Origin of the sequence: Sphingomonas lacusdianchii, from assembly GCF_022664395.1 — a bacterium.
Taxonomy (GTDB): Bacteria; Pseudomonadota; Alphaproteobacteria; order Sphingomonadales; family Sphingomonadaceae; genus Sphingomonas; species Sphingomonas lacusdianchii.
On the sequence record NZ_JAKRET010000002.1, the window covers coordinates 413,069 to 436,531 of the forward strand.

At 66.8% G+C, this 23,463-nt stretch carries 20 protein-coding genes; 12 read left to right on the forward strand and 8 right to left on the reverse strand.

Annotated elements, in window-relative coordinates:
• Nucleotides 1-209 precede the first annotated feature (209 nt).
• Nucleotides 210-1,289 carry an SPL family radical SAM protein gene (locus MF607_RS04630; protein WP_242116390.1) on the forward strand — a complete coding sequence of 360 codons (1,080 nt, stop codon included), beginning with the start codon at nt 210-212 and terminating at the stop codon, nt 1,287-1,289.
• A complete protein-coding gene (locus tag MF607_RS04635) occupies nt 1,286-1,777 on the forward strand; it encodes a metallophosphoesterase family protein (RefSeq protein ID WP_242116391.1) in 492 nt (163 codons plus the stop codon). The genes MF607_RS04630 and MF607_RS04635 overlap by 4 nt, the downstream gene beginning before the upstream one ends.
• An 81-nt stretch (nt 1,778-1,858) precedes the next feature.
• Here MF607_RS04635 and MF607_RS04640 read toward each other — a convergent pair whose 3' ends face one another.
• The gene (locus tag MF607_RS04640; protein WP_242116392.1) at nt 1,859-2,752 is read right to left on the reverse strand and encodes a poly(ethylene terephthalate) hydrolase family protein; all 894 of its coding nucleotides are present in this window, start codon (nt 2,750-2,752) and stop codon (nt 1,859-1,861) included.
• Between the two features lie 58 nt (nt 2,753-2,810).
• A complete protein-coding gene (locus MF607_RS04645) occupies nt 2,811-3,842 on the reverse strand; it encodes a LacI family DNA-binding transcriptional regulator (protein ID WP_242116393.1) in 1,032 nt (343 codons plus the stop codon).
• Nucleotides 3,843-4,025: 183 nt separating this feature from the next.
• Between MF607_RS04645 and MF607_RS04650 the strand changes: the two genes are divergently transcribed.
• The 8 genes from MF607_RS04650 (at nt 4,026) to MF607_RS04685 (ending at nt 14,824) form a co-directional block, all read left to right on the forward strand.
• Complete coding sequence (locus tag MF607_RS04650; RefSeq protein ID WP_242116394.1) at nt 4,026-5,267, forward strand: MFS transporter; 1,242 nt, start codon at nt 4,026-4,028, stop codon at nt 5,265-5,267.
• Nucleotides 5,264-6,871 (forward strand): glycoside hydrolase family 43 protein, encoded by a 1,608-nt coding sequence (locus MF607_RS04655; RefSeq protein ID WP_242116395.1) that lies wholly within the window; start codon nt 5,264-5,266, stop codon nt 6,869-6,871. Before MF607_RS04650 ends, MF607_RS04655 begins: the two co-directional genes overlap by 4 nt.
• Before the next feature lie 79 nt (nt 6,872-6,950).
• Nucleotides 6,951-7,496 carry a hypothetical protein gene (locus tag MF607_RS04660; protein WP_242116396.1) on the forward strand — a complete coding sequence of 182 codons (546 nt, stop codon included), beginning with the start codon at nt 6,951-6,953 and terminating at the stop codon, nt 7,494-7,496.
• A 72-nt stretch (nt 7,497-7,568) separates the two neighbouring features.
• Nucleotides 7,569-8,180, forward strand: a complete 612-nt coding sequence (locus tag MF607_RS04665; protein ID WP_242116397.1) for a TetR/AcrR family transcriptional regulator — start codon at nt 7,569-7,571, stop codon at nt 8,178-8,180.
• 333 nt (nt 8,181-8,513) lie between these two features.
• Nucleotides 8,514-8,912 (forward strand): hypothetical protein, encoded by a 399-nt coding sequence (locus tag MF607_RS04670; protein ID WP_242116398.1) that lies wholly within the window; start codon nt 8,514-8,516, stop codon nt 8,910-8,912.
• Nucleotides 8,909-10,156 carry an efflux RND transporter periplasmic adaptor subunit gene (locus MF607_RS04675; protein ID WP_242116399.1) on the forward strand — a complete coding sequence of 416 codons (1,248 nt, stop codon included), beginning with the start codon at nt 8,909-8,911 and terminating at the stop codon, nt 10,154-10,156. The genes MF607_RS04670 and MF607_RS04675 overlap by 4 nt, the downstream gene beginning before the upstream one ends.
• 84 nt (nt 10,157-10,240) lie before the next feature.
• Entirely contained in the window at nt 10,241-13,411 is a 3,171-nt protein-coding gene (locus MF607_RS04680; protein ID WP_242116400.1) for an efflux RND transporter permease subunit, read from the forward strand.
• Between the two features lie 12 nt (nt 13,412-13,423).
• Complete coding sequence (locus MF607_RS04685) at nt 13,424-14,824, forward strand: efflux transporter outer membrane subunit (protein WP_242116401.1); 1,401 nt, start codon at nt 13,424-13,426, stop codon at nt 14,822-14,824.
• 5 nt (nt 14,825-14,829) lie between these two features.
• Here the strand turns inward: MF607_RS04685 and MF607_RS04690 are convergent, their stop codons facing one another.
• A complete protein-coding gene (locus MF607_RS04690; RefSeq protein WP_242116402.1) occupies nt 14,830-16,092 on the reverse strand; it encodes a PQQ-dependent sugar dehydrogenase in 1,263 nt (420 codons plus the stop codon).
• 204 nt (nt 16,093-16,296) lie between these two features.
• Here MF607_RS04690 and MF607_RS04695 point away from each other — a divergent pair, with 204 nt between their 5' ends.
• Complete coding sequence (locus MF607_RS04695; RefSeq protein WP_242116403.1) at nt 16,297-17,982, forward strand: GH39 family glycosyl hydrolase; 1,686 nt, start codon at nt 16,297-16,299, stop codon at nt 17,980-17,982.
• Nucleotides 17,983-18,071: 89 nt separating this feature from the next.
• The gene (locus tag MF607_RS04700; protein ID WP_242116404.1) at nt 18,072-19,544 is read left to right on the forward strand and encodes a DUF389 domain-containing protein; all 1,473 of its coding nucleotides are present in this window, start codon (nt 18,072-18,074) and stop codon (nt 19,542-19,544) included.
• Nucleotides 19,545-19,631: 87 nt separating this feature from the next.
• On the opposite strand, the gene MF607_RS04705 is transcribed toward MF607_RS04700, so the two are convergent.
• From MF607_RS04705 to MF607_RS04725, 5 genes are all read right to left on the reverse strand, one after another.
• On the reverse strand, nt 19,632-20,234 hold the full coding sequence (locus MF607_RS04705; protein WP_242116405.1) for a hypothetical protein: 603 nt from the start codon (nt 20,232-20,234) through the stop codon (nt 19,632-19,634).
• On the reverse strand, nt 20,231-20,932 hold the full coding sequence (locus tag MF607_RS04710; protein WP_242116406.1) for a HupE/UreJ family protein: 702 nt from the start codon (nt 20,930-20,932) through the stop codon (nt 20,231-20,233). The genes MF607_RS04705 and MF607_RS04710 overlap by 4 nt, the downstream gene beginning before the upstream one ends.
• Entirely contained in the window at nt 20,929-21,297 is a 369-nt protein-coding gene (locus MF607_RS04715) for a hypothetical protein (protein WP_242116407.1), read from the reverse strand. Before MF607_RS04715 ends, MF607_RS04710 begins: the two co-directional genes overlap by 4 nt.
• Before the next feature lie 19 nt (nt 21,298-21,316).
• Nucleotides 21,317-22,060 (reverse strand): DUF4198 domain-containing protein, encoded by a 744-nt coding sequence (locus tag MF607_RS04720; protein ID WP_242116408.1) that lies wholly within the window; start codon nt 22,058-22,060, stop codon nt 21,317-21,319.
• A gap of 66 nt (nt 22,061-22,126) precedes the next feature.
• Entirely contained in the window at nt 22,127-23,332 is a 1,206-nt protein-coding gene (locus tag MF607_RS04725; protein WP_277925704.1) for an acetyltransferase domain-containing protein, read from the reverse strand.
• Nucleotides 23,333-23,463 lie beyond the last annotated feature (131 nt).

Here is a 23,463-nt window from a genome sequence, read left to right on the forward strand (position 1 = left end):
CGCAAGTCGCGCAGATCGGCGCAAGATCAGCCCGGCAAATTGCGTAGAATATTCGGGAAATGCTGAAATCGCTGCCCGCCATTGTTGTCAGTGCACAGCGGGTTTCGTCGTGCGGACGACGATCTGGCGTCGCGACTCGACCCGGAATGCATCTGCCGCGCGTCCGGCAGGGGGTGGGAGCGACCGGCGGTGCGGAACGTTGGGCCGGCATGGCCACCGCCCCCCAGCTTCGACCGACCCTCTGGCGTCCGCACCGGTTGCTCGTCACCCGGGCGTCGATGGGGTTCGCCCATGGTCGCGCCATCGCCGAACGCGCCGCTGCCTTGGGGGTGGAGGTCGTGCTGCTGCCCGGAGACCGGCTCGCGCTCGACCTGCCCGACGATCCCCGGCGCGCCTATGCACAGGCGAAATCGACGCTGGCCGTGGTCGTCGCGCCGCCCTCGAAGCGGAAACTGCAACCGATCGCGCCCAGCGCCGACTGGCGCGTCGACCTGGCCGAGGGGTGCCCGGCGCATTGCGGCTATTGCTATCTCGCCGGTTCGCTCAAGGGGCCGCCGATCACCCGCGTCTATGCCAATCTCGATGAGATACTGGACGGGCTGCCCGCCTATCTCGGGCAGGGCAGCGTCACGTCGCGCAATCGCGACCGCGCGCAGGAGGGGACGACGTTCGAAGCCTCCTGCTACACCGATCCGCTCGCACTCGAACCGATCACCAGCGCGCTGTCGGCGACGATCGCATGGTTCGGCCGGTGGGACGCGCCGGTGCAGTTGCGCTTCACGACCAAGTTCGCCGGGGTCGACCCGCTGCTCGGCCTCGACCATCAGCGCCGCACCCGCATGCGCGCGTCGATCAACCCGAGCGCCTTCGCCCGGTTCGAAGGGGGCACCGATCGCGTCGCCGCGCGACTGGCGGCATTGGCGCGGATGGCGGCGGCGGGCTATCCGGTCGGGCTGACCATCGCCCCGATCATCGCGGCGGAGGGTTGGCGCGATGCCTATGGATCGCTCATCGCCGATGCCGCGGCGGCGCTTTCGACCGTGCCGGGGATCGATTTGACGATCGAGCTTATCACCCATCGATTCACGGCTGGGTCGAAGGCGGTGCTGGACAACTGGTATCCCGGATCGTCGCTCGACATGGGCTCGACGAACCGGACAACCAAACGCACCAAGTTCGGTAGCGAGAAACAGGTCTATGACGCGGCGACGATGCGGATGCTGCGCGACTTTTTTGCCGAACGGATTGCGGCGCTGCTTCCGCAGGCGGGGGTACTGTACTGGACATGACGATATTCTTTACCGGCGACACGCATTTCGGCGACCATCGTACGATCAATATCCACAAACGTCCCTTCGCGACGGTGGCGGAGATGGACGCGTTGCTGATCGATCGCTGGAACGCGACCGTCGGGCCGGACGACATCGTCTGGCATCTCGGCGACGTCGCGCGCCGCCCGGCCGACGTTCCCGCCTTGCTCGCCCGCCTGCATGGCACCAAGCATCTGCTGCGCGGCAACAATGATCCCGACGCGACCCTCGCAGCGGCCGGGTGGGCAAGCACGGGCGACTATGCCGAGATCGATCTCGACGGTCATCGCCTCGTTCTGTGCCATTATCCGTTTCGGAGCTGGAACGGGCAGCACAAACGTTCGATCAACCTCCATGGCCATAGCCACGGGCGGCTCAAACCGATGCCGCGCCAGTTCGACGTCGGCGTCGACGTCCATGGTTTCGCGCCGGTCCGGCTCGATGCGCTGTTGGGCACGCGAAGCTAATCGGCGACGATAACCGGGACGGCGTACTGCGCATTGCCCTCTGTCCTCCGGCAACGTCGAATGCTTCTGCGGCACTGTAATTTAACCGCCCAACTTGCTCTCGATCGTCAGCCGATCGTCCTTGCAGAAGCCGCAGGCGGGGCCGGTGAAATAGCCGGCCGCCTTGCCATCGCCCTTCAGTTTCCAGTCGAGCCATCTGGTGACGACGGTCGCGGCGACCCCGCCATGCGGCTGCATATAGGTGCCGCCATGCCCGACCGGCACGTTGACCAGCGCGGCGGGGATATGGTCGATCCGGCGATAATCGTCGGTGCCGTTGCCGTACGCGATGTCGGTCGTACCGCCCAGCACATACAGCACCGATCCGTGCAGCGACTTAAGCAGCTTCTTGTCCGACACCACCCCCGCGATCGGGTTGGCGCCTTCGGGAAAGAAGCCGCTGTTCATGACCACCGCGGTCGTGACCCGCGGGTCCTGCGCCGCCGACAGCGCCTGCAGCCCGCCGCAACTGAAGCCCGACACCGCGATCCGGTCGGTCGCGATCCGCCCGGCGAACGGGCTGTCGGCGCGGCCATTCTCGCGCTGTGCCCAGTCGATCGCGTCGGTCAGCGCCTTGGTTTCGGTCGGCGCTGCCATCCGGGCGGCAGGCGCCGGTGCCTTGGGCGCTGTCGGCTTCGGGATCGTGCCCGAAGCGATCACCAGATAGCCGTGCGACGCGATTTCGAGCAGGTGGTTGCGCGAACTGGTGCCATCGGCGCTGCACGCGCCATTGCCGAAGACATAGATGGGCAACGCCCCGCGCCGGACCTTGCGCAGATCGGCCGGACGATAGACGACATGATCGGGCAGGTCGGCGCGTTCCTCGAAAAGTGCGGGGTAGGGGCCCGAGCCGTGTTCCTCGCCCGCATCGGCGGTCATCCCCGCCAGTGCCGCACCGGCCATCGTCGCCAGACCCGCCCGCCGAATCGCCCGCATCCTCGCTCCCCCCTTGTCGTTGCCGACAGCCTGTCACGGCGGACGAAGCCGCGCAATGTCAGGCGCTTGGCGGTGCCGTCGACTCGCGCTCGATCAGCGCATGGTCCAGCACGAGCAGCCGTTCCGCGGCGGGCAACGGCTTGGCGGTCCGCATCTCGCGGATCAGCAGCTGCAACGCCTCTGCGGCAAGCTGCTGCACCGGCTGGCGGATCGTCGTCAGCGGCGGCCACAGCGTCACCGCCGCCGTGCTGTCATCGAAGCCGGTGACGGTCAGGTCGGCAGGGACGTCGAGATGCCGGCGATGCGCGACCGAGACCACCGCCGCCGCCATGTCGTCGTTGCTGGCGAACACCGCGGTCGGACGGTCGTCCGCCCCCAGCAACGCCTCGCCTGCGATCAGGCCCGAGGCATAGCTGAAATCGCCCTGGACGATCGTTGCCGTGACCTCGCCCGCCTCGGCGACCGCCGACCGGAATCCGTCGAGCCGGGCGATGCTCGCCTGCTGGTCGGGATTGCCGACGACGAAGCCGATCCGACGATGCCCCATCGCGATCAGATGCCGGGTCATGTCGCGCGCCGCGCCGCGATCGTCGATCCCGACCGAAATCGCGTCGGCCGCGACCGCCCCGACGAGCGCGACCGGCACCGCTGCCTCGTGCAGCATCCGGCGCAGCCCCTGCGCCTCGCCGAGCGGCGGGGCAAGGATCACCCCGCCGATCCCGGAAGCAAGCAGCCGCTTGACCGCATCGGCCGTCGGCGCGCCGCCCGCCTGTCCCTTCAACAGGATCAACTGCGCCGCGCGGTTCGACGCCTCCTCGAACACGCCGGCCAGGAAATCGCCCATGAACGCGGCGCTGGGGTTGGAATAGATCACGCCGATGCGGATCTCCTTCAACGTCACCAGGCTGCGCGCCATCAGGTTCGGCGTATAGTTCAGCTCGCGGATCGCATCGTTGACGATCATACGGGTCGCCTCGCGCACGCCGCTGTCACCGTTGATGACCCGCGACACCGACATTGGCGACACCCCGGCATATTTCGCGACATCGATGATGGTGACGCTGCGACGTCGGCGGGTGGGTTGGGTCAAGCGTCTCTCTACCGTGCAATGCGCAGGGCGATTACCGGCTCGGGACATGCCCGGCCCGATGCGCGATCACCCATCGCCCCACCGTATCGGTGCCGAGCGGCGTCGGGCAAGCGCCGATATCGGCTTGCATTCCCCGACCCGTAGCGCCTACCAAACAATGGTAACGTTACCGGGAGGGGTAATTTGGCGCGATTCAAATCGGTGCGCTGGACCATCATCGCGTTGTTCGTCGGCGCGATGGTCATCAACTACCTGACCCGCAGCATTCTCGGCGTCGCCGCGCCTGCGATCATGACCGAACAGGGGATCTCGTCCCAGCAATATTCGTGGATCACCGGCGCGTTCCAGTTCGGGATCATGTTCCAGCCGGTGGCCGGCTATCTGCTCGACCTGATCGGGCTGAAGGTCGGCTTCACCCTGTTCGTCGCGGTCTGGTCGCTCATCACCATGGGACACGGCCTCGTGACCGGCTGGTTCGGTTTCGCCGCCCTGCGCGGCGCGTTGGGGCTGGTCGAGGGATCGGCACAGCCGGCGGGGATGAAGGTCGTCGCCGAATGGTTTCCCGCGCGCGAACGGGGGGTGGCCGGCGGCATCTATCAGATCGGCGCATCGTTCGGCGCGGTGCTGGCGCCGGTGCTCGTCGCATGGGCGGTGTTCAACTATAGTTGGCGGGCGGCCTTCTTCGTCGCCGGTGGCCTCGGCCTGCTCTGGGTCGTGGCGTGGCTCGCCTGGTATGCGCCGCCGCGCCGGCACCGCGCGCTGTCGGTCGAGGAACGCGACCTGATCCTCGACGGGCAGGAACCCGAACTGGCGCAGCAGCGCCGCCGCCCGCCGCTCGGCCAATTGCTGCGCCGGCGCAATCTGTGGACCATCGCCGCCGCACGCTTCCTCGCCGATCCCGTCTGGGGGATGCTGTCGCTGTGGATGCCGCTCTATCTGGTACAGGTCCGCCAGTTCGACCTGACCCAGATCGCAATGTTCGCGTGGCTGCCCTTCCTCGCCGCCGATCTCGGCTGCCTGTTCGGGCCGGCGGTGGTCGCGTGGTTGCAGCGACGCGGCGTCGACCTGATCGATGCGCGCCGCTGGGCGTTCACGATCGGCGCGCTGCTGATGACCGGCATGATGTTCGTCGGCACCGTCGGCAGCCCGCTGGCGGCCGTCGCGCTGCTATGCCTCGGCGGCTTCGCGCACCAGACGCTGTCGGTCACCGTCATCACCATGACGTCGGACCTGTTCCCGCAGGATCAGGTCGCGACCGCGACCGGCGTGTCGGGAACCGCCGCCAATCTCGGCGTGCTGATCTTCACGCTGGTGCTCGGCTCGCTGGTCGACAGCGTCGGCTATCAGCCCTTCTTCATCCTGCTCGGGCTGCTCGATCTGGTCGGTGCCGCGCTGCTATGGACCCTGATACGAAAGTCCGTATGACCATCGGCAATCCTATCCTGCGAGGGTTCAATCCCGATCCGTCGATCGTTCGCGTCGGCGCGGATTATTATATCGCCACCTCGACCTTCGAATGGTTTCCCGGGGTGCAGATCCATCATTCGCGCGATTTCGCCGACTGGCGGCTGGTGTCGCGGCCATTGCGTCGCCCCACCCAGCTCGACATGCGCGGCAATCCCGATTCCTGCGGCGTCTGGGCCCCGGACCTCAGTTATGCCGGCGGCCGGTTCCACCTGATCTATACCGACGTCAAACGCTATGGTCGCACCACCGTCGACGGCGCACGGGGCGCGTCGCTCCGCGATTTCCACAATTACTGGGTGTGGAGCGACCGGATCGACGGCGACTGGTCCGATCCGGTGCATCTCAACAGCAGCGGCTTCGACCCCGCGCTGTTCCACGACGATGACGGGCGCAGCTGGCTGCTCAACATGCTGTGGGACCATCGCCCTGATCGCAAACGCTTCGCCGGCATTGTCGTGCAGCAGATGGACCTCGTCACTGGACAGCTTCTGGGCGATCGCCGCACCATCTTCGAAGGAACGTCGCTCGGCTTCACCGAAGGGCCGCATCTGTACAAGCGCGACGGCTGGTATCACCTGCTCGTCGCCGAAGGGGGCACCGAACGCAACCATGCGGTGGTCATGGCCCGCTCGCGCGACCTGTTCGGCCCCTATGAAGCCCATCCCGACGGCCCGGTGCTGACCGCGCGCGGTCGGCCCGACCTGCCGCTGCAACGCACCGGCCATGGCGATCTGGTCGACACGCCGACCGGGGAGACGTGGCTCGCCTATCTATGCGGCCGTCCGCTGCCCGACAGCGACCGCTGCGTGCTGGGTCGCGAGACCGCGATCCAGCCGATGACGTGGGGACAGGATGGCTGGCTGCGACCCGCATTGCCGCAGGCCGAAGTGCCGGGTCCCGCGACCGCAACCCCCGCGACCGACACGATCGACATCTTCGATGGTCCCGACCTGCCCGAAACCTTTCAATGGTTGCGCACCCCCTGGCCCGACCGGCTGTTCAGCTTGACCGCACGCCCGGGCCATCTTCGCCTGTTCGGGCGCGAGACGATCGGCAGCCATTTCGAACAGGCGCTGCTCGCACGGCGGCAACAGGCGTGGTGCTACACTGCGACGACCGAGGTCGACTTCACCCCCCACGACTTTCAGCAGGCGGCTGGACTGATCTGCTACTACAATTCGACCAAATATCATTTCCTGCACCTGACCGTCGACGACGCCGGACGGCGCCAGTTGCAGCTGCTGTCGGTCGAACCGGTCGGGGAGGGGCGCAGCAGCGCGTCCGCCCCGGTCGCCGTGCCCGAAGGCCCGATCGAACTGCGTGCCGAGGTCGATCGCGAACGGCTGCGCTTCGCCTTCCGCGCGCAGGGGCAGGACGACTGGCAATGGCTCGACGGCGAGTTCGACGCCAGCCTCCTGTCCGACGAAGCGACCATCACCGGCCTGCCCAACTTCACCGGCACCTTCGTCGGCATGGCGTGTCAGGACATGTCGGGGCGGGGCACCCCCGCCGACTTCCGCTATTTCGCCTATCGGGAGCACGAACCGCAGCCCGCCGCCTGATCCGGCGCCGCCACCTCTCGTCTTCGCCGCGCCGCTGCCCTACCATGGCGAGGTCCGTTCCCCAGCCATTCGAGAAGCCGTGGCCCGCAAGCAAGCGCTGAAGGTGTTCCGTACCCCGATCGGGTTTCACGACGCCTATGTCGCCGCCCCCAGCCAAAAGGCGGCGCTGGCGGCATGGGGCAGCAGCGCCGACCTGTTCGCGCGCGGCGTTGCCGAGCGGGTGACCGACGAAGCTTTGATGCGCGAACCGCTGGCATCGCCGGGCAAGATCGTGCGGCGGCTGCGCGAGGGCGATGCCGACGCCCTCGCCGAAGGTGACACGCCCAAGCGCAAGAAGCCGGCGGGCAGGGCGAAGGCCAAGCCGCCGGCAAAGCCGCGCCGCGACCCCGGTCCGCGCCCGTCGCGCGCCGATCTGGCCGCCGCCGTGGACGCGCTAGATCAACTTCGGTCGCAGCAGGAGCACGAAGAAGCCGATCTGCGCGACAGGGAGAAGGCGATCGAACGCGAACGGCGGGACCTCGACCGGTCGCACCAGCGCGATCTTGCCGCGGCGGAAGCGGCGGTGGAACAGGCCCGTCGCGACCATTCGGCCGCGCTCGACCGCTGGCTCGCTCGGCAGGAATGATCGGATACGATCGCCGCTTGGACCGTCCGGCCCCCTTGCACAACCGCGCGAATAGAATATGTACCGGACGTTATGGAAAAGACGTCGACTGTTGCCGCCAAGGGTAGACCCAGGGAATTTTGCGTCGACAATGCGCTGGCGGCGGCGCTCGGCGTGTTCTGGTCGAAGGGGTATGAGGGCGCTTCGATGAGCGACCTGACCGAGGCGATGGGTATCACCAAGCCCAGCCTCTACGCCGCCTTCGGCAACAAGGAAGCGTTGTTCCACAAGGCGCTCGACCTCTACGAGAACGAAAAGCTCGAATATACCCGCGAAGCGCTGAAACAGCCGACCGCTCGGGCTGTCGCCGAACATTTCATGCGCGGCGCGATCGATGCGCAGATGAGCAGCTGTGATCCCAAGGGCTGTCTGGGCGTCATCAGCGCGACCGCGTGCGGCGCGGAGGCGGCGTCGATCAAGGCCGATGTGATCCAGCGGCGCGCTTCGTCGCAGGCGGCGTTGGTCGAACGCTTCGAACAGGCGAAGCGCGACGGCGACTTGCCCGATCATGTCGATATATCGGGGCTTACCAGCTACTTGTATGCGATCCTTCAGGGGATGGCGGTGCAGGCCGGATCGGGTGCGACCCGCGCCGAACTCGAACGCGTTGTCGAAACCAGCCTGATGATGTGGCCGGGTCGGTAGAAATTTCTACCGACCGGTACAAAAGGCGTTGACGAACCGAATCGCCGTTAATATACCAGTCAGTATAGAAGAGGGCATCGCACTGGTGCTCCGGCTCTCGCAAGGACGCCGCTATGCTCGAACCTGACTGTCGCACGGTCATCGCCCCGTAATTCGGCGGTACGTGCAACCTTCGTAACCTTTGCCGCAGAATGCGCTCCGCCTGGACCTTGATGGTTCGGGCGACGGCGACCTGCGTCCCCGCACCAGCGCCTCGGCTCCGAAAGGGGGGCTTTGGCGGTCGCCCCCGTGCGTCCGCTGCTGCGTGCCTCTGCCTGTTTGGGAGGATTTCTCATGGCCTATGTCGATTTCTCCGGCGACACGCTGTTCGCCACCCCCGCCGCCGCCACCCCCGTCGTCGAAGCCGCCGAACCCGCGCCGACCGGCCTCAGCGCGCTCGAATGGTCGGTCGTGGCGCTTGCCCAGCGCGACCGGATGGCGTCGCTGCGCGAACCCTCGCCTTTGTCGATCGCGCTCGGCCGGGTGTTCGGCACCCGCCGCCGCGACCCCAATCTCGCCGACCCGAAGCTGGAGGCACTGCGGCGCATGGCGGTGCTCAGCTGGCATCGCGGCTTCGCGGTCCCGGTGCATGAACTCGCCGCTTTCTTCGCCGCCGGGTTCAACGCCGATCAATATGAAACGATGCTCGCCAGCATCGGCGCGGTGCAGGCGTCGCGAAAGGCCCGCGCATGAACATGCTCTCCGCCATCCACAAGTCCGACTCGGTCGACACGCCGGCCACGCCGCACCGGTCGCGCTGGCGACGCGCCGCCTGGGTCGCGGTGCCGGTCGTGGCACTCGGCGCCGCCTGGGGCCTGTTGCAGCAGGACACGCCCGCCGTCGCGGCGATGCCGACCCCGACCGTCGAGGTCGCGCCGCCGCTGATCCGCAACGTCACCGAATGGGACGATTTCGTCGGCCGGTTCGAAGCGTCGAAATCGGTCGAGGTCCGCCCCCGCGTCTCGGGCGCGATCACCGGCGTGCACTTCACCGACGGGTCGATCGTGCGCAAGGGGCAGTTGCTGTTCACCATCGACCCGCGCCCCTTCGCCGCTGCGCTTGCGGAAGCGCGCGCCAGTGTCACGGGTGCGGCAAGTGATCTGGCGCTCGCCCGCGCCAATCTCGACCGCGCCAACCGGCTGGCAACCGAGGATGCGGTGTCGAAAAGCGATCTCGACCAGCTCGCTGCCCGCGTCCGCGCGGCGCAATCGGCACTGGTCGCGGCACAGGCACGGGTGCAGGCCCGCGCGCTCGACATGGAATTCACCCGGGTCCGCGCACCGATCGCCGGCCGCATCTCCGACCGGCGGATCGACGCCGGCAATCTGGTCGCGGCGGGCGAACCCAATGGCACGCTGCTGACCACGATCAACGCGCTCGACCCGATCTATTTCGCCTTCGACGCATCGGAAGGGCTGTTCCTCAAGTCGAAGCGCGCCGGGGCCGAAGGAGCGGCGGTCGAGGTCCGGTTGCAGGACGAAGCGGCGTACAGCCGCACCGGCCGGCTCGACTTTACCGACAACGGTCTCGACCCACGATCGGGGACGGTGCGGGGGCGGGCAGTGCTCGCCAATCCCGATCTGTTCCTGACGCCCGGCATGTTCGGCAACATGCGCCTTGCCAATGCCGGCACGATACGCGCGCTGCTGGTCCCCGATGCCGCGATCCAGACCGATCAGGCGCGCAAGACCGTCCTGACCGTCGGCAGCGACGGCACCGTCGCGGCCAAGGCGGTAACGCTCGGCCCGGTCGTCGACGGGCTGCGGATCGTGAAGTCCGGCCTTTCGGACCGCGACCGGATCATCGTCAGTGGCACGCAGTTGGCGATGCCCGGCACCAAGGTGCAGGTCCGCCCCGCGACCATCACCGCCACCCGCGCTGTTGCCGCACCCAAACCGGCGGCGACGATCGGCGAGGCGACTTTCGCCGGTAACTGACCGCGGCGAACGGGAATGCCCGTTCGTCCGCCGCTCCAAATTCCGGATCCCTCTGACCACGCCCGCCGGGCGAGGAGGCCACCCATGCGCCTGTCGCGCTTCTTCATCACGCGCCCGATCTTTGCCGGCGTCATCGCGGTCGTTATCACGATCGTCGGCGGCCTCGCCTATTTCGGGCTGCCCGTCTCGCAATATCCCAACATCGTGCCGCCAACGGTCACCGTCGCCGCGACCTATCCCGGCGCCGCGGCGGAGACGGTCGCCGAAACCGTCGCAGCCCCGATCGAGCAGGAAATCAATGGCGTCGACGGGATGCTGTACCAGTCGTCGCAGTCGACCGGCGACGGGCGGGTGACGATCACCGTCACCTTCAAGCCCGGCACCGACCTCGACGCCGCGCAGGTGCTGGTCCAGAACCGCGTCGCGATCGCGACCCCGCGTTTGCCGCAGGAGGTGCAGCGCCTCGGCATCGTCACCAAGAAGACGACCCCGGACTTTCTGATGGTCGTCAACCTCGTATCGCCCGACCGTTCGCTCGATACGCAATATCTTTCCAACTACGCGCTGACGCAGGTCAAGGACCGGCTCGCCCGGATCGAGGGGGTGGGCGACGTCCAGCTCTTCGGCGCGCGCGACTATGCGATGCGGGTGTGGATCGATCCCGGCCGCGCCGCCGCGCTCAACCTGACCGCAGGCGATATCGTACAGGCATTACGGGCGCAGAACGTACAGGTCGCCGCCGGCACGCTCGGCCAGCCGCCCTATAATCAGGGCAATGCCTTTCAGTTGAACGTCGAGACGCAGGGTCGCCTGACCGAGCCGCAGCAATTCGCCGATGTCGTGATCCGCACCGATGCCGATGGCAGGCAGGTCCGCGTGCGCGACGTGGCACGGGTCGAACTGGGCGCGGCCGATTATTCGACCAACACCTATCTGTCGGGTGAGCCGACCGTGCTGCTGGGCGTCTTCCAGCGCCCCGGATCGAATGCGCTGGCGGCGGCGGAGGCGATCACCGCCGAGATGGACACGCTGCAAAAGACCTTCCCCAAGGGGCTGGAATATCGCGTCATCTACAACCCGACCGAATTCATCGCCCAGTCGATCGACGAAGTGATGAAGACGCTGGGCGAAGCGATCGTGCTGGTCGTACTGGTCATCATCGTGTTTCTGCAACGCTGGCGCGCGGCGATCATCCCGGTCGTGGCGATCCCGGTATCGCTGATCGGCACCTTCGCGGTGCTGCTGCTGGTCGGTTATTCGCTGAACAACCTGTCGCTGTTCGGGCTGGTGCTGGCGATCGGGATCGTCGTCGACGACGCGATCGTGGTGGTCGAGAATGTCGAACGCAATCTGGCGCGCGGTATGACCCCGCTACAGGCAGCCTTCACCTCGATGGACGAGGTGGCGGGCGCGCTGGTCGCGATCGTCGCGGTGCTGTGCGCGGTGTTCATCCCGACGCTGTTCATGAACGGCATCTCCGGCGCCTTCTATCAGCAGTTCGCCGCGACCATTTCGACCGCGACGATCATCTCGCTGATCGTGTCGCTGACCCTGTCCCCGGCGCTCGCCGCGCTGCTGCTGAAGGGCCATGCCGAGGACGCGCCGGTAAACTCGCGCTTCATGCGGACGCTGCGGCGTGCGGGCGACGGCTTCAATCGCGGCTTCGAGGCGATGAGCGAACGCTACAGCCGCATGACCCATGCGCTGGTGACCCGGCCGAAGCGGGTGATGGTCGCCTATGCCGGGCTGATCGGAGCGACCGTGGCGATGCTGTGGACGACGCCGACCGGCTTCATCCCGCAACAGGATCAGGGCTATTTCCTGACCGTCATCCAGTTGCCCTCCGGCTCGTCGGTCGAACGCACCGATGCGGTGATGCGCAAGGTCGCCAGCCGCATCCTCCCGCTCGACGGGGTGAAGGGCGCGGTGATGCTCGCCGGCTTCGACGGCCCGTCGCAGACGCTCGCGCCCAATGCCGCCGCCGCCTATATCCCGCTCAAGGACTTCAAGGATCGGAAGGGCCTGCACGTCAGCCAGATCATGGCCGAGGCGCAGAAGGCGACCGCCGACATCACCGAAGCGCGGCTGATGATCGTGCCGCCGCCGGTCATTCAGGGCATCGGCGCCGCCGGCGGGTTCCGGATGATGGTGCAGGACAAGGGCGGCCACGGCTATCAGGCGCTGGGCAAGGAAGCCTATGCCCTGATCGCCAAGGCCAATCAGGCACCCGGCCTTGCCGGCGCCTATACCTTCTTCGACACCGCCACGCCGCGCGTCTTCGCCGATATCGATCGGGCGAAATCCGACCTGCTCGGCGTGCCGCCGGAACGGGTGTTCGAGGCGCTGAACGTCTATCTCGGCTCGGCCTTCGTCAACGATTTCAAACTGCTCGGCCGCACCTATCGCGTGACGGCGCAGGCCGACGCGCCGTTCCGCGCGACCGAAAGCGATATCGCCAATCTCAAGACGCGCTCGAACGCCGGGGGCATGGTGCCGATCGGATCGCTGGCGACGTTCGAGGACAAGACCGGCCCGTATCGCGTCGTGCGCTACAACATGTTCCCGGCGGTCGAATTGGACGGCAACACCGCGCCCGGCTTCTCCTCGGGCCAGTCGCTCCTGACGATGGAGAAGCTGGCGGACGAGACGCTGCCCGCCGGCTACAGCACGGAATGGACCGATATCGCCTTCCAGCAGCAGCTGGCCGGCAATACGGCTGCGATCGTCTTCGCACTCGCCGTCGTGTTCGTCTTCCTCGTGCTGGCGGCGCAGTATGAAAGCCTCGTGCTGCCGCTGTCGATCATCATGATCGTGCCGATGTGCCTGTTGGCGGCGATGATCGGCGTCAATGTGCGCGGCATGGACAACAACGTCCTGACCCAGATCGGTCTGGTCGTCCTGATCGCGCTGGCCGCCAAGAACGCGATCCTCGTCGTCGAATTCGCGCGACAGGCGGAGGCGGAGGACGGGCTGTCGCCGATCGAGGCGGCGGTGCGCGCGGCGGGCGACCGGTTGCGCCCGATCCTGATGACCAGCTTCGCCTTCGTGCTCGGCGCGGTGCCGCTACTGGTGGCGACCGGGGCAGGGGCCGAGTTGCGGCAGGCGCTGGGGACCGCGGTGTTCTTCGGCATGCTTGGCGTAACCGGCTTCGGTCTCGTCTTCACCCCCACCTTCTACGTCGTTTGCCGCGCGCTGGGCGATCGGTTGCGGTTCCGCCGGCCGCAGCCCGACGCGTCGCTCCAGCCCGCCGAATAAGGGAGCCAGATCATGGTCCGCATCCTTCTTGCCTCCGCCGCCGCGCTGGCGCTCGCCGCCTGCACGGTCGGTCCCGACTATCATGCGCCGGTCACACCATCCGCCGCCGCCGGGCCGTTCGTCGCCGCGAACCCGGCGGTGACCACGACCGCGGCAGCCGACGATCGCTGGTGGCAACTCTATCGCGACCCGGTGCTCGACGGGCTGATCGCCGACGCGCTGGCCGCCAATACCGATATTCGCGTCGCCATCGCGCGGCTCGCCGCCGCCCGCGCGTCGCTGCGCGAGGTGCGCGGCGACCGCCAGCCCCAGACGACGGCGGGGGCCAGCGCGACCTATGGCCGATTGTCGGCGATCCAGCGTCCCCCCGGCCTCGACCGCGAAAACTGGACGATCGATACCGGGTTGGACGTCGCCTATGAAGTCGATCTGTTCGGCCGCATCGGTCGCACTGTCGAGGCGGCGCGTGGCGAGGTTGGCGCGGCGCAGGCCGATGCCGACAGCGTTCGCGTCGCGGTGGTCGCCGATACCACCCGCGCCTATGCCGACGCTGCCGCTGCCGCCGAACGACTGGCGGTGGCGGAACGCATCGTCGCGCTGATCGACCGGTCGCTCAGGGTAACGCAGGGGCGGGCGCGGGTCGGGTTGACCACCGGACTCGATACCGCACGGATCGCCGCGCTGCGTAACCAGCGACAGGCGGATATCCCCGCCATTGCCGCCGAGCGGCAGGCGGCACTGTCCCGTCTCGCCGCGCTGACCGGGCGGACCCCGGCTGAGCTTCCCGCGATCGCGGCGGAACGCAGCGCGACGCTGCGCCTGACGCAGCCGATCCCGGTCGGCGACGGCGCGGCGCTGCTGGCACGGCGACCCGATGTCCGCGCCGCTGAACGCCGGCTGGCGGCGGCGACCGCGCGGATCGGGGTGGCGACGGCCGATCTTTATCCGCGGATCAGTCTCGGCGGATCGATCGGATCGACCGGCACGGGGCTTGGCAATGTGTTCGGTGCGGGGCCGCTCAACTGGCTGCTCGGTCCGCTGCTCAGCTGGAACGTCAATCCGGCCAAGGCGCGCGCCCGGATCGCCGGGGCGGAGGCGAACAGTCAGGCGGCCCTCGCGACGTTCGACGGCGTGGTCCTGACCGCGCTGGGCGAGACCGAGACGGCCCTGTCGAACTATGCCCGCGCGCTCGACCGCCGCACCGCGCTACAGGCGGCGCGCGATCAGGCGGCGGTCGCCGCGCGCATCACCCGCGCCCAGCAGCGCGAGGGGCAGATCGACAGCCTCGCGCAACTCGATGCCGAACGCACATTCGCCGATACCGAAGCAGCCCTGGCGCTGGCCGACGCGCAGATCGCCGATGCGCAGATCGACCTGTTCCGCAGCCTCGGCGGTAGCTGGACCAGCAGTTAAGAGGATCAACCCGCTCGCGGCGAGGTGAGCCTTAGCAGCCGCCCGTCGCTGCCGTCCTCCAGCAGCCACAGCGCGCCATCCGGCCCGGCCATGACCGCCCGGATGCGCGCGCCCATGTCCCAGCGTTCCGCCTCGCGCGCGGTCGTGCCGTCGAACGCGATCCGCACCAGTGCCGTCGCGGCCAGTCCACCGACGAATGCCGAGCCGCGCCAGTCAGGAAACATGTTGCCGTTATAGAAGGCCAGACCCGCCGGCGCGATCACCGGTGTCCAGTAGAGCGCCGGCTCGCGGAATTTGGCGTTCCCGGCGGGCGATGCGATCGGTGTGTCGTCGTAATTCTTGCCATAGGACACGACCGGCCAGCCATAATTGCCGCCCGCTTCGATCAGGTTCAATTCGTCGCCGCCCTGCGGTCCCATCTCGGTTTCCCACAACCGCCCCTGCGCATCGAAGGCGAGGCCATAGGGGTTGCGATGCCCGGTCGACCAGGTTTCGGCCGGCGTCAGATTGGGCGCCGGCATCTCCGCCTTGCGCACCGCCGCCTTCGCTGCCGCGCCGGTGTTTTCGGGCGGATCGATGATGCCGATCATGGTCGCGCCGGTCTTGCCCGCCTGCGGATTGCCGGGGGCGGGCTTGCCGTCGAGCGTCAGGCGCAGGATCTTGCCCAGCGCCTGATCGGGGTCCTGCGCCGGCGTGAAGCGCTGCCGCTCGCCCGACGTCAGGAACAGGTAGCGGCCGTCGGGCGAGAAGGCGATATAGCCGCCGAACTGGCCACCCGCGCCGCGCGGCAATTGCCGCCACAGCACCTGCACGTCGCGCAGCGCCGGCGCGCCGTTCGTATCGAGCGTCCCGCGTGCCAGCGCCAGCCCGTCGCCCCCTTCGCCCGGTTCGGAATAGGTCAGATAGACGTGCCGGGTCTGCGCGAAATCGGGGGAGGTCGCGACGAACAACAGTCCGCCTTGCCCCTCGAAATGTACCTTCGGCACGCCGGTAACCGACGTCTTGCTGCCCGAAGCGGTGACCAGCCACAGCCCTCCCGGCTTTTCGGTCACCAGCATCCGCTGGTCGGGCAGGAACGCCAGCGCCCATGGATTGTCGAACGTCGCGACGGTCGCGGTCTTGAACGGCTTGGTTTTGGCCGGGGTCGCCGACCCGTAATTGACCGGCGCTGCCGCTTCCGAAGCGGTCGCGTTCTGCGCCGGTTGGGACGCGCCGCAACCGGGCAGCAGCAGCATGGTACCGAGGCAGAGCAGGGGAAATCGCAGCACAGATCGCCTTTCGGACAGGGTAGCAGCGCGAGACCGCGCACATCAGAAGGGCGTCACCGACCCTTGAATGTCAACGGCCTACGTCATGATGCCGATGATCGGCTTGCCGACACGGGTCATTTGTAGGAGTAGATAGCGGGTTCGGCAAGAAGCGCTCGCTAGAGGTCGCGGGGATCGGGCGATGACAGGATACAGGAGAGGCGCATGATCCGTTTTCCCCAATTGGCGGCGCTGGCTGCGTTGGTGTCCGGAACGACTGCGATGGCGCAGAGGGTGCCAGCCGCCAACACCGCACCGGCGGCGGCGCGCGACGTGTCGGTTACGGTCGATGCACGCCAGTCGCTGGGACCGTTGCCGCCGGCCTGGCGCTTCTTCGGCGCCGACGAACCCAATTACGCGACGATGAAGGACGGGCGGAAGCTGCTGGTCGAACTGGGCGAACTGAAACCGGGCGAGGTGTTCTTCCGTGCGCACAATCTGCTCAGCACCGGGGACGGCACCGCGGCTTTCAAATGGGGCAGCACCAATGCCTATACCGAGGGACCGGACGGCAAACCGGTCTATGACTGGACGATCGTCGACAATATCATCGATACCTACCTCGCTCGCGGCGTCCGCCCCTATCTGCAGATCGGCTTCATGCCCCAGGCATTGTCGACCGCGCCGAAGGGTACGCCGTACCAGCATAGCTGGCGGCCCGGCTTCGATTACCGGCTGATCGCGACCGGCTGGACCTACCCGCCGGGCAGTTACGAGAAATGGGCCGAACTGGTCTATCAATGGACCCGGCACAATGTCGAACGCTATGGCGCGGACGAAGTGAACCGTTGGTATTTCGAAGTCTGGAACGAACCGGATTCGAAATTCTATTGGCAGGCGTCGCCCGAGGAGTTCAACAAGCTGCACGACTTCGCGATCGACGCGGTGCGCCGCGCGCTGCCGACCGCGAAGGTCGGCGGTCCCGATGTCGCCGTGGCCGGAGAGTTCATGGAAGGCTTTATGCGCCATGTCGCCTCGGGCCGGAACTACGTGACCGGCCGGACAGGCACGCCGACCGATTTCCTGTCCTTTCATGCCAAGGGCGCGCCGAGCTTCGTCGATGGTCACGTCCGCATGGGGCTGTCGACGCATCTGCGCAATGTCGATCGGGGCTTCACCCGGGTCGCCGGCTTCCCCGCGCTCGCCGCCAAGCCGATCGTGATCGGGGAAAGCGATCCCGAGGGCTGCGCCGCCTGTCCGGGACCGCAAAACGCCTATCGTAACGGTACGATGTATTCGAGCTACACCGCCGCCAGCTTCGCGCGAATCTGGGACCTGGCCGCGCGGCGCAAGGTCAATCTCGACGGCATCCTGTCCTGGTCGTTCGAATTCGAGGACCAGCCATGGTTCGCCGGCTATCGCCAGCTGTCGACCAATGGCGTCGACCTGCCGGTGCTCAACGTCTTCCGCATGTTCGCGAAACTGGGTCCCGAACGCATCGCCGCGACCAGCAGCGCGCAGGTGCCGCTCGACGCGGTCGTCCGGGACGGGGTGCGCGGCGACGCCGATATCGGGGCGCTCGCGACCCGGACATCCGACGGGCGGATCGCGGTGCTGTTGTGGCATTACCACGATGACGATGTCCCCGGGCCGGTCGCGCGGGTGAAGCTCGACATTGCCGGGGCGAAGACGAGGTCGGGCAAGCTGTGGCGCATCGATCGCGACCACGCCAACGCCTTCACCGCATGGCAGCGCATGGGATCGCCGCAATCGCCGAACGAGAAGCAATATGCCGAACTGGAGGCGGCGTCGGCAATGCAGCAGGAGACGGTCGTCGCCACCGGCGGCCGGTCCTTCGCCATCGATCTGCCGCGGCAGGGGGTCGCGCTGCTCACGCTCGACGGGCGCTGACGCGGGAGTCTCGCCAGATCCGGTCGTGCGACGTTATGCTGCATCGCACGTTGAACGGGACGTGTCGAACGGGCGGGAGCATGAATGGAATGACGGCAACGACGGCAGAAGGCCGGACAAAGGCGCGCCGCTGGTGGTCGATGTGGGTAGTCGGAGGGGTCGATCATGACGCGGTTCTGCGTCAGATTGCCGAGGATTCAGGCTGGTCGGGGCGCTATGCGTTCCTGATCGTGGTGTCGGCGGCGATCTCGCTGCTGGGGCTGTTGATGCCGTCAGTCGCGGTGCTGATCGGGGCGATGTTGCTGTCGCCGCTGATGATGCCGATCATCGGGCTGGGGTTCGGGATCGCGACGCTCGACACGCGCGAAATCCGGCGCGCGGCGATCGCGTTGGTGGCGGGCGCGGCGATCGCAGTGGCGCTGTCGGTGGTGCTGGTCAGCCTGTCGCCGATCCAGACGATCACCAGCGAGATTGCCGGCCGCACCCGCCCGACGCTGTTCGACCTGCTCGTCGCGCTGCTGTCGGCGGTCGCCGGTGCCTATGCGCTGATCCGCGGGCGGGGCGGCACGGTGGTCGGCGTCGCCATCGCGATCGCGCTGATGCCACCGCTGGCGGTGGTCGGCTTCGGTATCGCCACGCTGAACTGGACCGTGTTTTCGGGATCGCTGCTGTTGTTCCTGACCAACGCGATCACCATCGCGCTGACCGCCGCGCTGGTCGCACGCGTCTATGGCTTCGGCAGCCATTTGTCGCCGCAGCATACCGGATGGCAGCTGATGCTGTTCGTCGTGGCGCTCGGTGTGCTGTCGGTACCGCTCGGCACTGGTCTGCGGCAGATCGCGTTCGAGGCGGTCGCGCAGCGGCAGGTGCGCGATACGATCCGCGACCGCTTTCCCGACGCTTCGCGGCTGGGACAGCTCGATATAGACTATGCCGCGACGCCGATCCGCGTCCGCGCCGTCGTGCTGACCCCGAAGCTAGATCCGCAGGCGGACCGCGTCCTCGCTGCCGATCTGCAAAACCGGCTCGGTCGCAGGATCGACCTGCATGTCGACCAGCTACGCGTCGATCCCGCTGCCGGAGGTGTCGAGGCGGCGCAGATCGCACGTGCCGCGGTCGCGACGCCCGATCCCGACCGCGAACAGCAGCGCGCTCTCGCCGACCTCGCACTCATTGCCGGGAGCGATGCCGCGCCGGCACAGGCCGACCCGACGACCCGGACGTTGCAGGCCACCGCCGCGCCGCTGCCGGGGCTCGGCATGGTGGGGTATCGGGCGCTGGAGGTCCGTGCACAACGGGCACTGAACGCATGGCAGGTCCGGCTTGCCCCGCCTGCCGACGCACCGTTGCCGGTCGTCGCCATCGACGCGGGTGTGATCGACAGCGGCGCGCTCGACGCCGCGGCGTGGGGATCGGCGCGGCTGGGGCGTCAGATATCGATCGACGGTGGCACCGCCAGCCAGCGCCGCGCGGTAGCGGAGGGGATCGTCGCCCGGGGCGGCACGGCGATCGCCGGCAGCGCCGGAGGCGCGCTTCGCCTCGACTGGGTGGCGACGACCTGACCGGTCGCCACCCGTTTGCGGTGGCCGACGACGTCGACGCGCTGGCGGAACGGCATGGTCCGCCAGCGCACCGTCATGGGCCGAAGCCTAGTTCCGCTCGAAAACGCTTTCGTAGAAGCCGTCGAGCCTGACGGTAACCGTGATCGGTTTGTCCTCGCGGTTCTTCCAGTACCAGCCGTGCGTGCCCGCAAAGGGCGCGGTGAAGCTGCCCTGGGAGGACGCGATGTCCTTCTGCTTCCAGTAATCGGTGAACTCGTCCTCCTTGCCGCCGACGGGCTCGCCATGCATGTCGGCACGGACGGGACCGGTCGACGTCCAGCGGAAGTTGAAGCTGTCGCCGGCCTTCATCCGTGCCTTCACCTCGATCCCCTTGCCGGGTTCGAGGGTCACCGTCTTCTCGTCGGTTCGGAACGGCGTGGCGCGTGCGATGTTCGCCTGGGTCTGGGCAGGGACGGCAATCGCCGGGGCGGATGCAGCCGCTGGCGCCACGGGTGCGTCTTCCGCCGCATCGTCGCCTGTCGCCATCCGGGTCAGCCCCAACGCCTTTCCTGAACCGGTGGGATCGATGGCATATTCCGCCGGGAGGACGAACAGCACGAGGATGGCGGCACCCGCTGCCAGCGCAGCGAGGGAAGCACGTCCCAGGGTTCGTGGCGACGCCTGATACGGCGCAGTGGTGGCGGCAGTCATGCGACCTTCTCCGTCATGAAACCGGCAAGCTGATAGCCGGTAAGGACAATCCCCGCGCACATCAGCACGGCGTTGGCGACGACGACGCTCCGGGTGAAGCTTGGCGAGCGACGCCATAGCGTCATCAGGATCAGGATGATGCTGAGTGCCAGGAACTGCCCCATTTCCACCCCGATGTTGAAGCTCAGCAGGTTGGGGATCAGCCCCTCGCGCGACGCGATCAGATCCTGCAGCTTGGTCGCCAGGCCAAAGCCGTGGAAGAAGCCGAAGATCAGCACCGCAGCCTTCTGGTTCGGCTGAAACCCGATCAGCGTCGGAAAGGCACCCAGATTGTCCAGCGCCTTGTAGACGACCGACAGCCCGATGATCGCATCGACCAGAAACGGGTTGGCGTGGATATTAAAGAACACGCCCGCCATCAGCGTCGTGCTGTGGCCGATCGCGAACAAGGTGACATAGGTGCCGACGTCCTTCAGCCGATAGAGGAAGAAGATGACGCCGAACAGGAACAACAGGTGATCGTAACCGGTCACCATGTGTTTCGCACCCAGATACATATAGGGCACGATGTTGATGCCGGGATTGTTCTGAATGAACGCCTTGTCCCCCTCGGCGACACCATGCGCCGCGGCGACTCCGTGCAAGCCGAGCGCCAGGGCCGCGCCGAGCAGCGGCCACGCGCGACGCAGCCCCCTCATTTGACGGCGAAGGTCGCGGTCTGCCGCGCCTGCGTCTTTCGATCGATCAGCAGGACGCCGACCTTCGATCCGGCGGGGATCTTGGCGCCCTTGGCGACGAACTGGTTGTTGGCAGCCGGCGTCAGCATGACCTCGCTACGTTGTGCTCCGGTGGTGACGAACAGCTTGCCCATCATGCCGGCGGCGGGAACCTCGTCGCCATCCTCCATGACATAGAGCGACACGCCGGCGGGCGCGCGGACCAGTTCGAATACGGTTTCGCCGACTTCGACGACCTGTCCGCCATGGCGCGGCTTGTCGTCGCCATGGGCGAGGGCGGGTGCGGCGATCAGCGCGAGTGCGATCGACAGGGTCTTGATCTTCATAAGTGATCTCCTCGAACGATTATTTCTCGGGTGCGTGCGGCAGCGTGAACGACAGCGTCGCGGTATGCTCGTAATGATCGATCTTGGTCGGCTGATCGGTCGGCGAGACATAGACGGCGCGCAGCACGTTCAGTCCCTGATTGCGGACTGGGAAGGTGACCGTACCGTCGGCCTTGGTCGCGATCTCCGCCGCGTCGGGATCGTTCACCATGTCGTTGATGACCGTCGCGCCGGACACCGGCTTGCCCTTGAAATAGACCTTATAAGTCATCGGCGTGCCAAGCTTCGCCGGTAGCGCGCCGACCGGTACGATCTGCAACAATTGCGACGGGATCAGCGGCACCGGCTTGGTCAGCGTGCCCTGGATGGTGGTCGCGTATTTGATCGTGGTTTCGCTCTTGACCGAATTCTGAACCTCGTCCTTCGGTTTCTTGACGAACTCGCCGTCCGGCAGCTTCGACCAGGTGCCGTTCTGGAGCACCGCGCTGACCAGTGCGGGAGGGGCGTCGGTATCGACGACGACCAGCGACCCGTTGGTGCGCAGTTGCGCGCCGATCGGATTGAGGTCCGCGTCCCAGGCCTGGACATTCTCCATGTTGGGTTGCCGCTTCACGGCCTCGAGGTCGTCGGCACCGATGCCGTAGATGATCGCGATCTGCTTGGCGCGCTGCGCAAACCAGATTCCATGGGCGCCCGCCAATGCAGGCGCGAGAATGCCGGCCGAAACGGCTGCCGTGGACAACAACATTCTTATCTTGGTCACGTCATTCCCCTTTATTGGTCAGGATCGATGCTGATATGGCTTTGCCGACAAGACTTCCGGCTGCCGTCAGAAATATTTGAGCCATGCGATATCGCGACGCCGCCGCTTCAATCGCGAAAACCACGCGGTGGGCAGGTAGAGCGGCACCAGTAGTGCGATGTACCAAAGGATAACGCCGCCATAATTGTCGAAGCCATAGCTCGTGCCATGGTTCGGTCCCCAGATGGCAACCGCGCTGTGATAGAAGATGCGCAATATCGTCAGGTGGAACAGGTAGAAGAACATCGGCGCACCGCCGAACACCGCGAGCGCGGCCGTCAGGCGCGAGGTGTCGATACGTTCGAAGAGAACCAGCATCAGCGCACCGCCGCCCAAGGTGGGCAGGAGGAACAACAGCGACGCGGGGTATTTCGTCATCGAAACGAAGCTGAGCACCGTCCGTACGGGATCGCCGTCGACGACGAACCACGGTTTGTCGCCATAGACATTGGCGAAGCGCAGCAAGAGGAAGGCTACGATCATGCCGGTGCCAAGCCAGAGCAACCGGCGCTGCCGGACCTCGGGCGCAACGTCCGACCGGAACCATGGCCCGATGCCGAAGCCGAGCGAGATGACCCCGATCCACGGCAGGATCGGATAGGTCGTCTTGGCCAGAAAGCCGAACGGCAGCGCGATGGTGTCGCGCTGATGCAGGATCGCCCAGAGCGGAAACAGGCTGTCATCGGGTTGCAGGCGCATCGGATCGAGCAGATTGTGGCAGCACACCAGGATGAGCCCGAGCGCGATTAGCGCTGGCCGGGGCAGGCGCATCAATCCGCTGAGCAGGATCATGCAGATACCGATGCACCAAATGACCTGCAGCCAGAAGGTCGGCTGCGGTACGATTCCCCAATAGAGCGGACCAAGGTACAGCAGTTCGAATGCGATCAGCAACGATCCGCGGGTAAGCAGATACCGGGTCGTTTCCCTGACGGTGTGCTGTACGCTGAACAGATAGACGCCCAGCCCGGTCAGCGCGACGAAGATCGGCGCACAAAAGCTGACGATGAATCGCGCGAAGCCGACCGCCGGCAGGATCGTGCGTGCGTCGACCGGGTCGGTCACTGCGTAATAGACGAACCAGGTCTCGCGCACATGATCGAGCAGCATGAGAACCATGACCAGCCCACGCAAGGCGTCGATACTCTGCAGCCGGGTCCGGGCAGCCGGTGTCGCTACGCTATCCGTGCGTTGCGGGACTGTTGCGGGACCAATCGAAGCAAGCGATGCCATCTGTCTTTCCCCGGCTTGACGGCATGGGCCGTCCCTGACGCAGGATGATGGCGGACGCGAAGCAATATACCCCGCGTTTATCGACCGAACCGTCGCATATGCCGGTTTTGCCGCGGTGTGCGACACGATCT

What these genes read in the sequence shown, in the direction of transcription:
- MF607_RS04715 (WP_242116407.1), bottom strand. Translation starts at nt 21,297, where the DNA reads ATGAAGATCAAGACCCTGTCGATCGCACTCGCGCTGATCGCCGCACCC.
- MF607_RS04640 (WP_242116392.1), bottom strand. Translation starts at nt 2,752, where the DNA reads ATGCGGGCGATTCGGCGGGCGGGTCTGGCGACGATGGCCGGTGCGGCA.
- MF607_RS04685 (WP_242116401.1), top strand. Translation starts at nt 13,424, where the DNA reads ATGGTCCGCATCCTTCTTGCCTCCGCCGCCGCGCTGGCGCTCGCCGCC.
- MF607_RS04675 (WP_242116399.1), top strand. Translation starts at nt 8,909, where the DNA reads ATGAACATGCTCTCCGCCATCCACAAGTCCGACTCGGTCGACACGCCG.
- MF607_RS04630 (WP_242116390.1), top strand. Translation starts at nt 210, where the DNA reads ATGGCCACCGCCCCCCAGCTTCGACCGACCCTCTGGCGTCCGCACCGG.
- MF607_RS04705 (WP_242116405.1), bottom strand. Translation starts at nt 20,234, where the DNA reads ATGACTGCCGCCACCACTGCGCCGTATCAGGCGTCGCCACGAACCCTG.
- MF607_RS04710 (WP_242116406.1), bottom strand. Translation starts at nt 20,932, where the DNA reads ATGAGGGGGCTGCGTCGCGCGTGGCCGCTGCTCGGCGCGGCCCTGGCG.
- MF607_RS04700 (WP_242116404.1), top strand. Translation starts at nt 18,072, where the DNA reads ATGACGGCAACGACGGCAGAAGGCCGGACAAAGGCGCGCCGCTGGTGG.
- MF607_RS04695 (WP_242116403.1), top strand. Translation starts at nt 16,297, where the DNA reads ATGATCCGTTTTCCCCAATTGGCGGCGCTGGCTGCGTTGGTGTCCGGA.
- MF607_RS04680 (WP_242116400.1), top strand. Translation starts at nt 10,241, where the DNA reads ATGCGCCTGTCGCGCTTCTTCATCACGCGCCCGATCTTTGCCGGCGTC.
- MF607_RS04655 (WP_242116395.1), top strand. Translation starts at nt 5,264, where the DNA reads ATGACCATCGGCAATCCTATCCTGCGAGGGTTCAATCCCGATCCGTCG.
- MF607_RS04670 (WP_242116398.1), top strand. Translation starts at nt 8,514, where the DNA reads ATGGCCTATGTCGATTTCTCCGGCGACACGCTGTTCGCCACCCCCGCC.
- MF607_RS04635 (WP_242116391.1), top strand. Translation starts at nt 1,286, where the DNA reads ATGACGATATTCTTTACCGGCGACACGCATTTCGGCGACCATCGTACG.
- MF607_RS04665 (WP_242116397.1), top strand. Translation starts at nt 7,569, where the DNA reads ATGGAAAAGACGTCGACTGTTGCCGCCAAGGGTAGACCCAGGGAATTT.
- MF607_RS04725 (WP_277925704.1), bottom strand. Translation starts at nt 23,332, where the DNA reads ATGGCATCGCTTGCTTCGATTGGTCCCGCAACAGTCCCGCAACGCACG.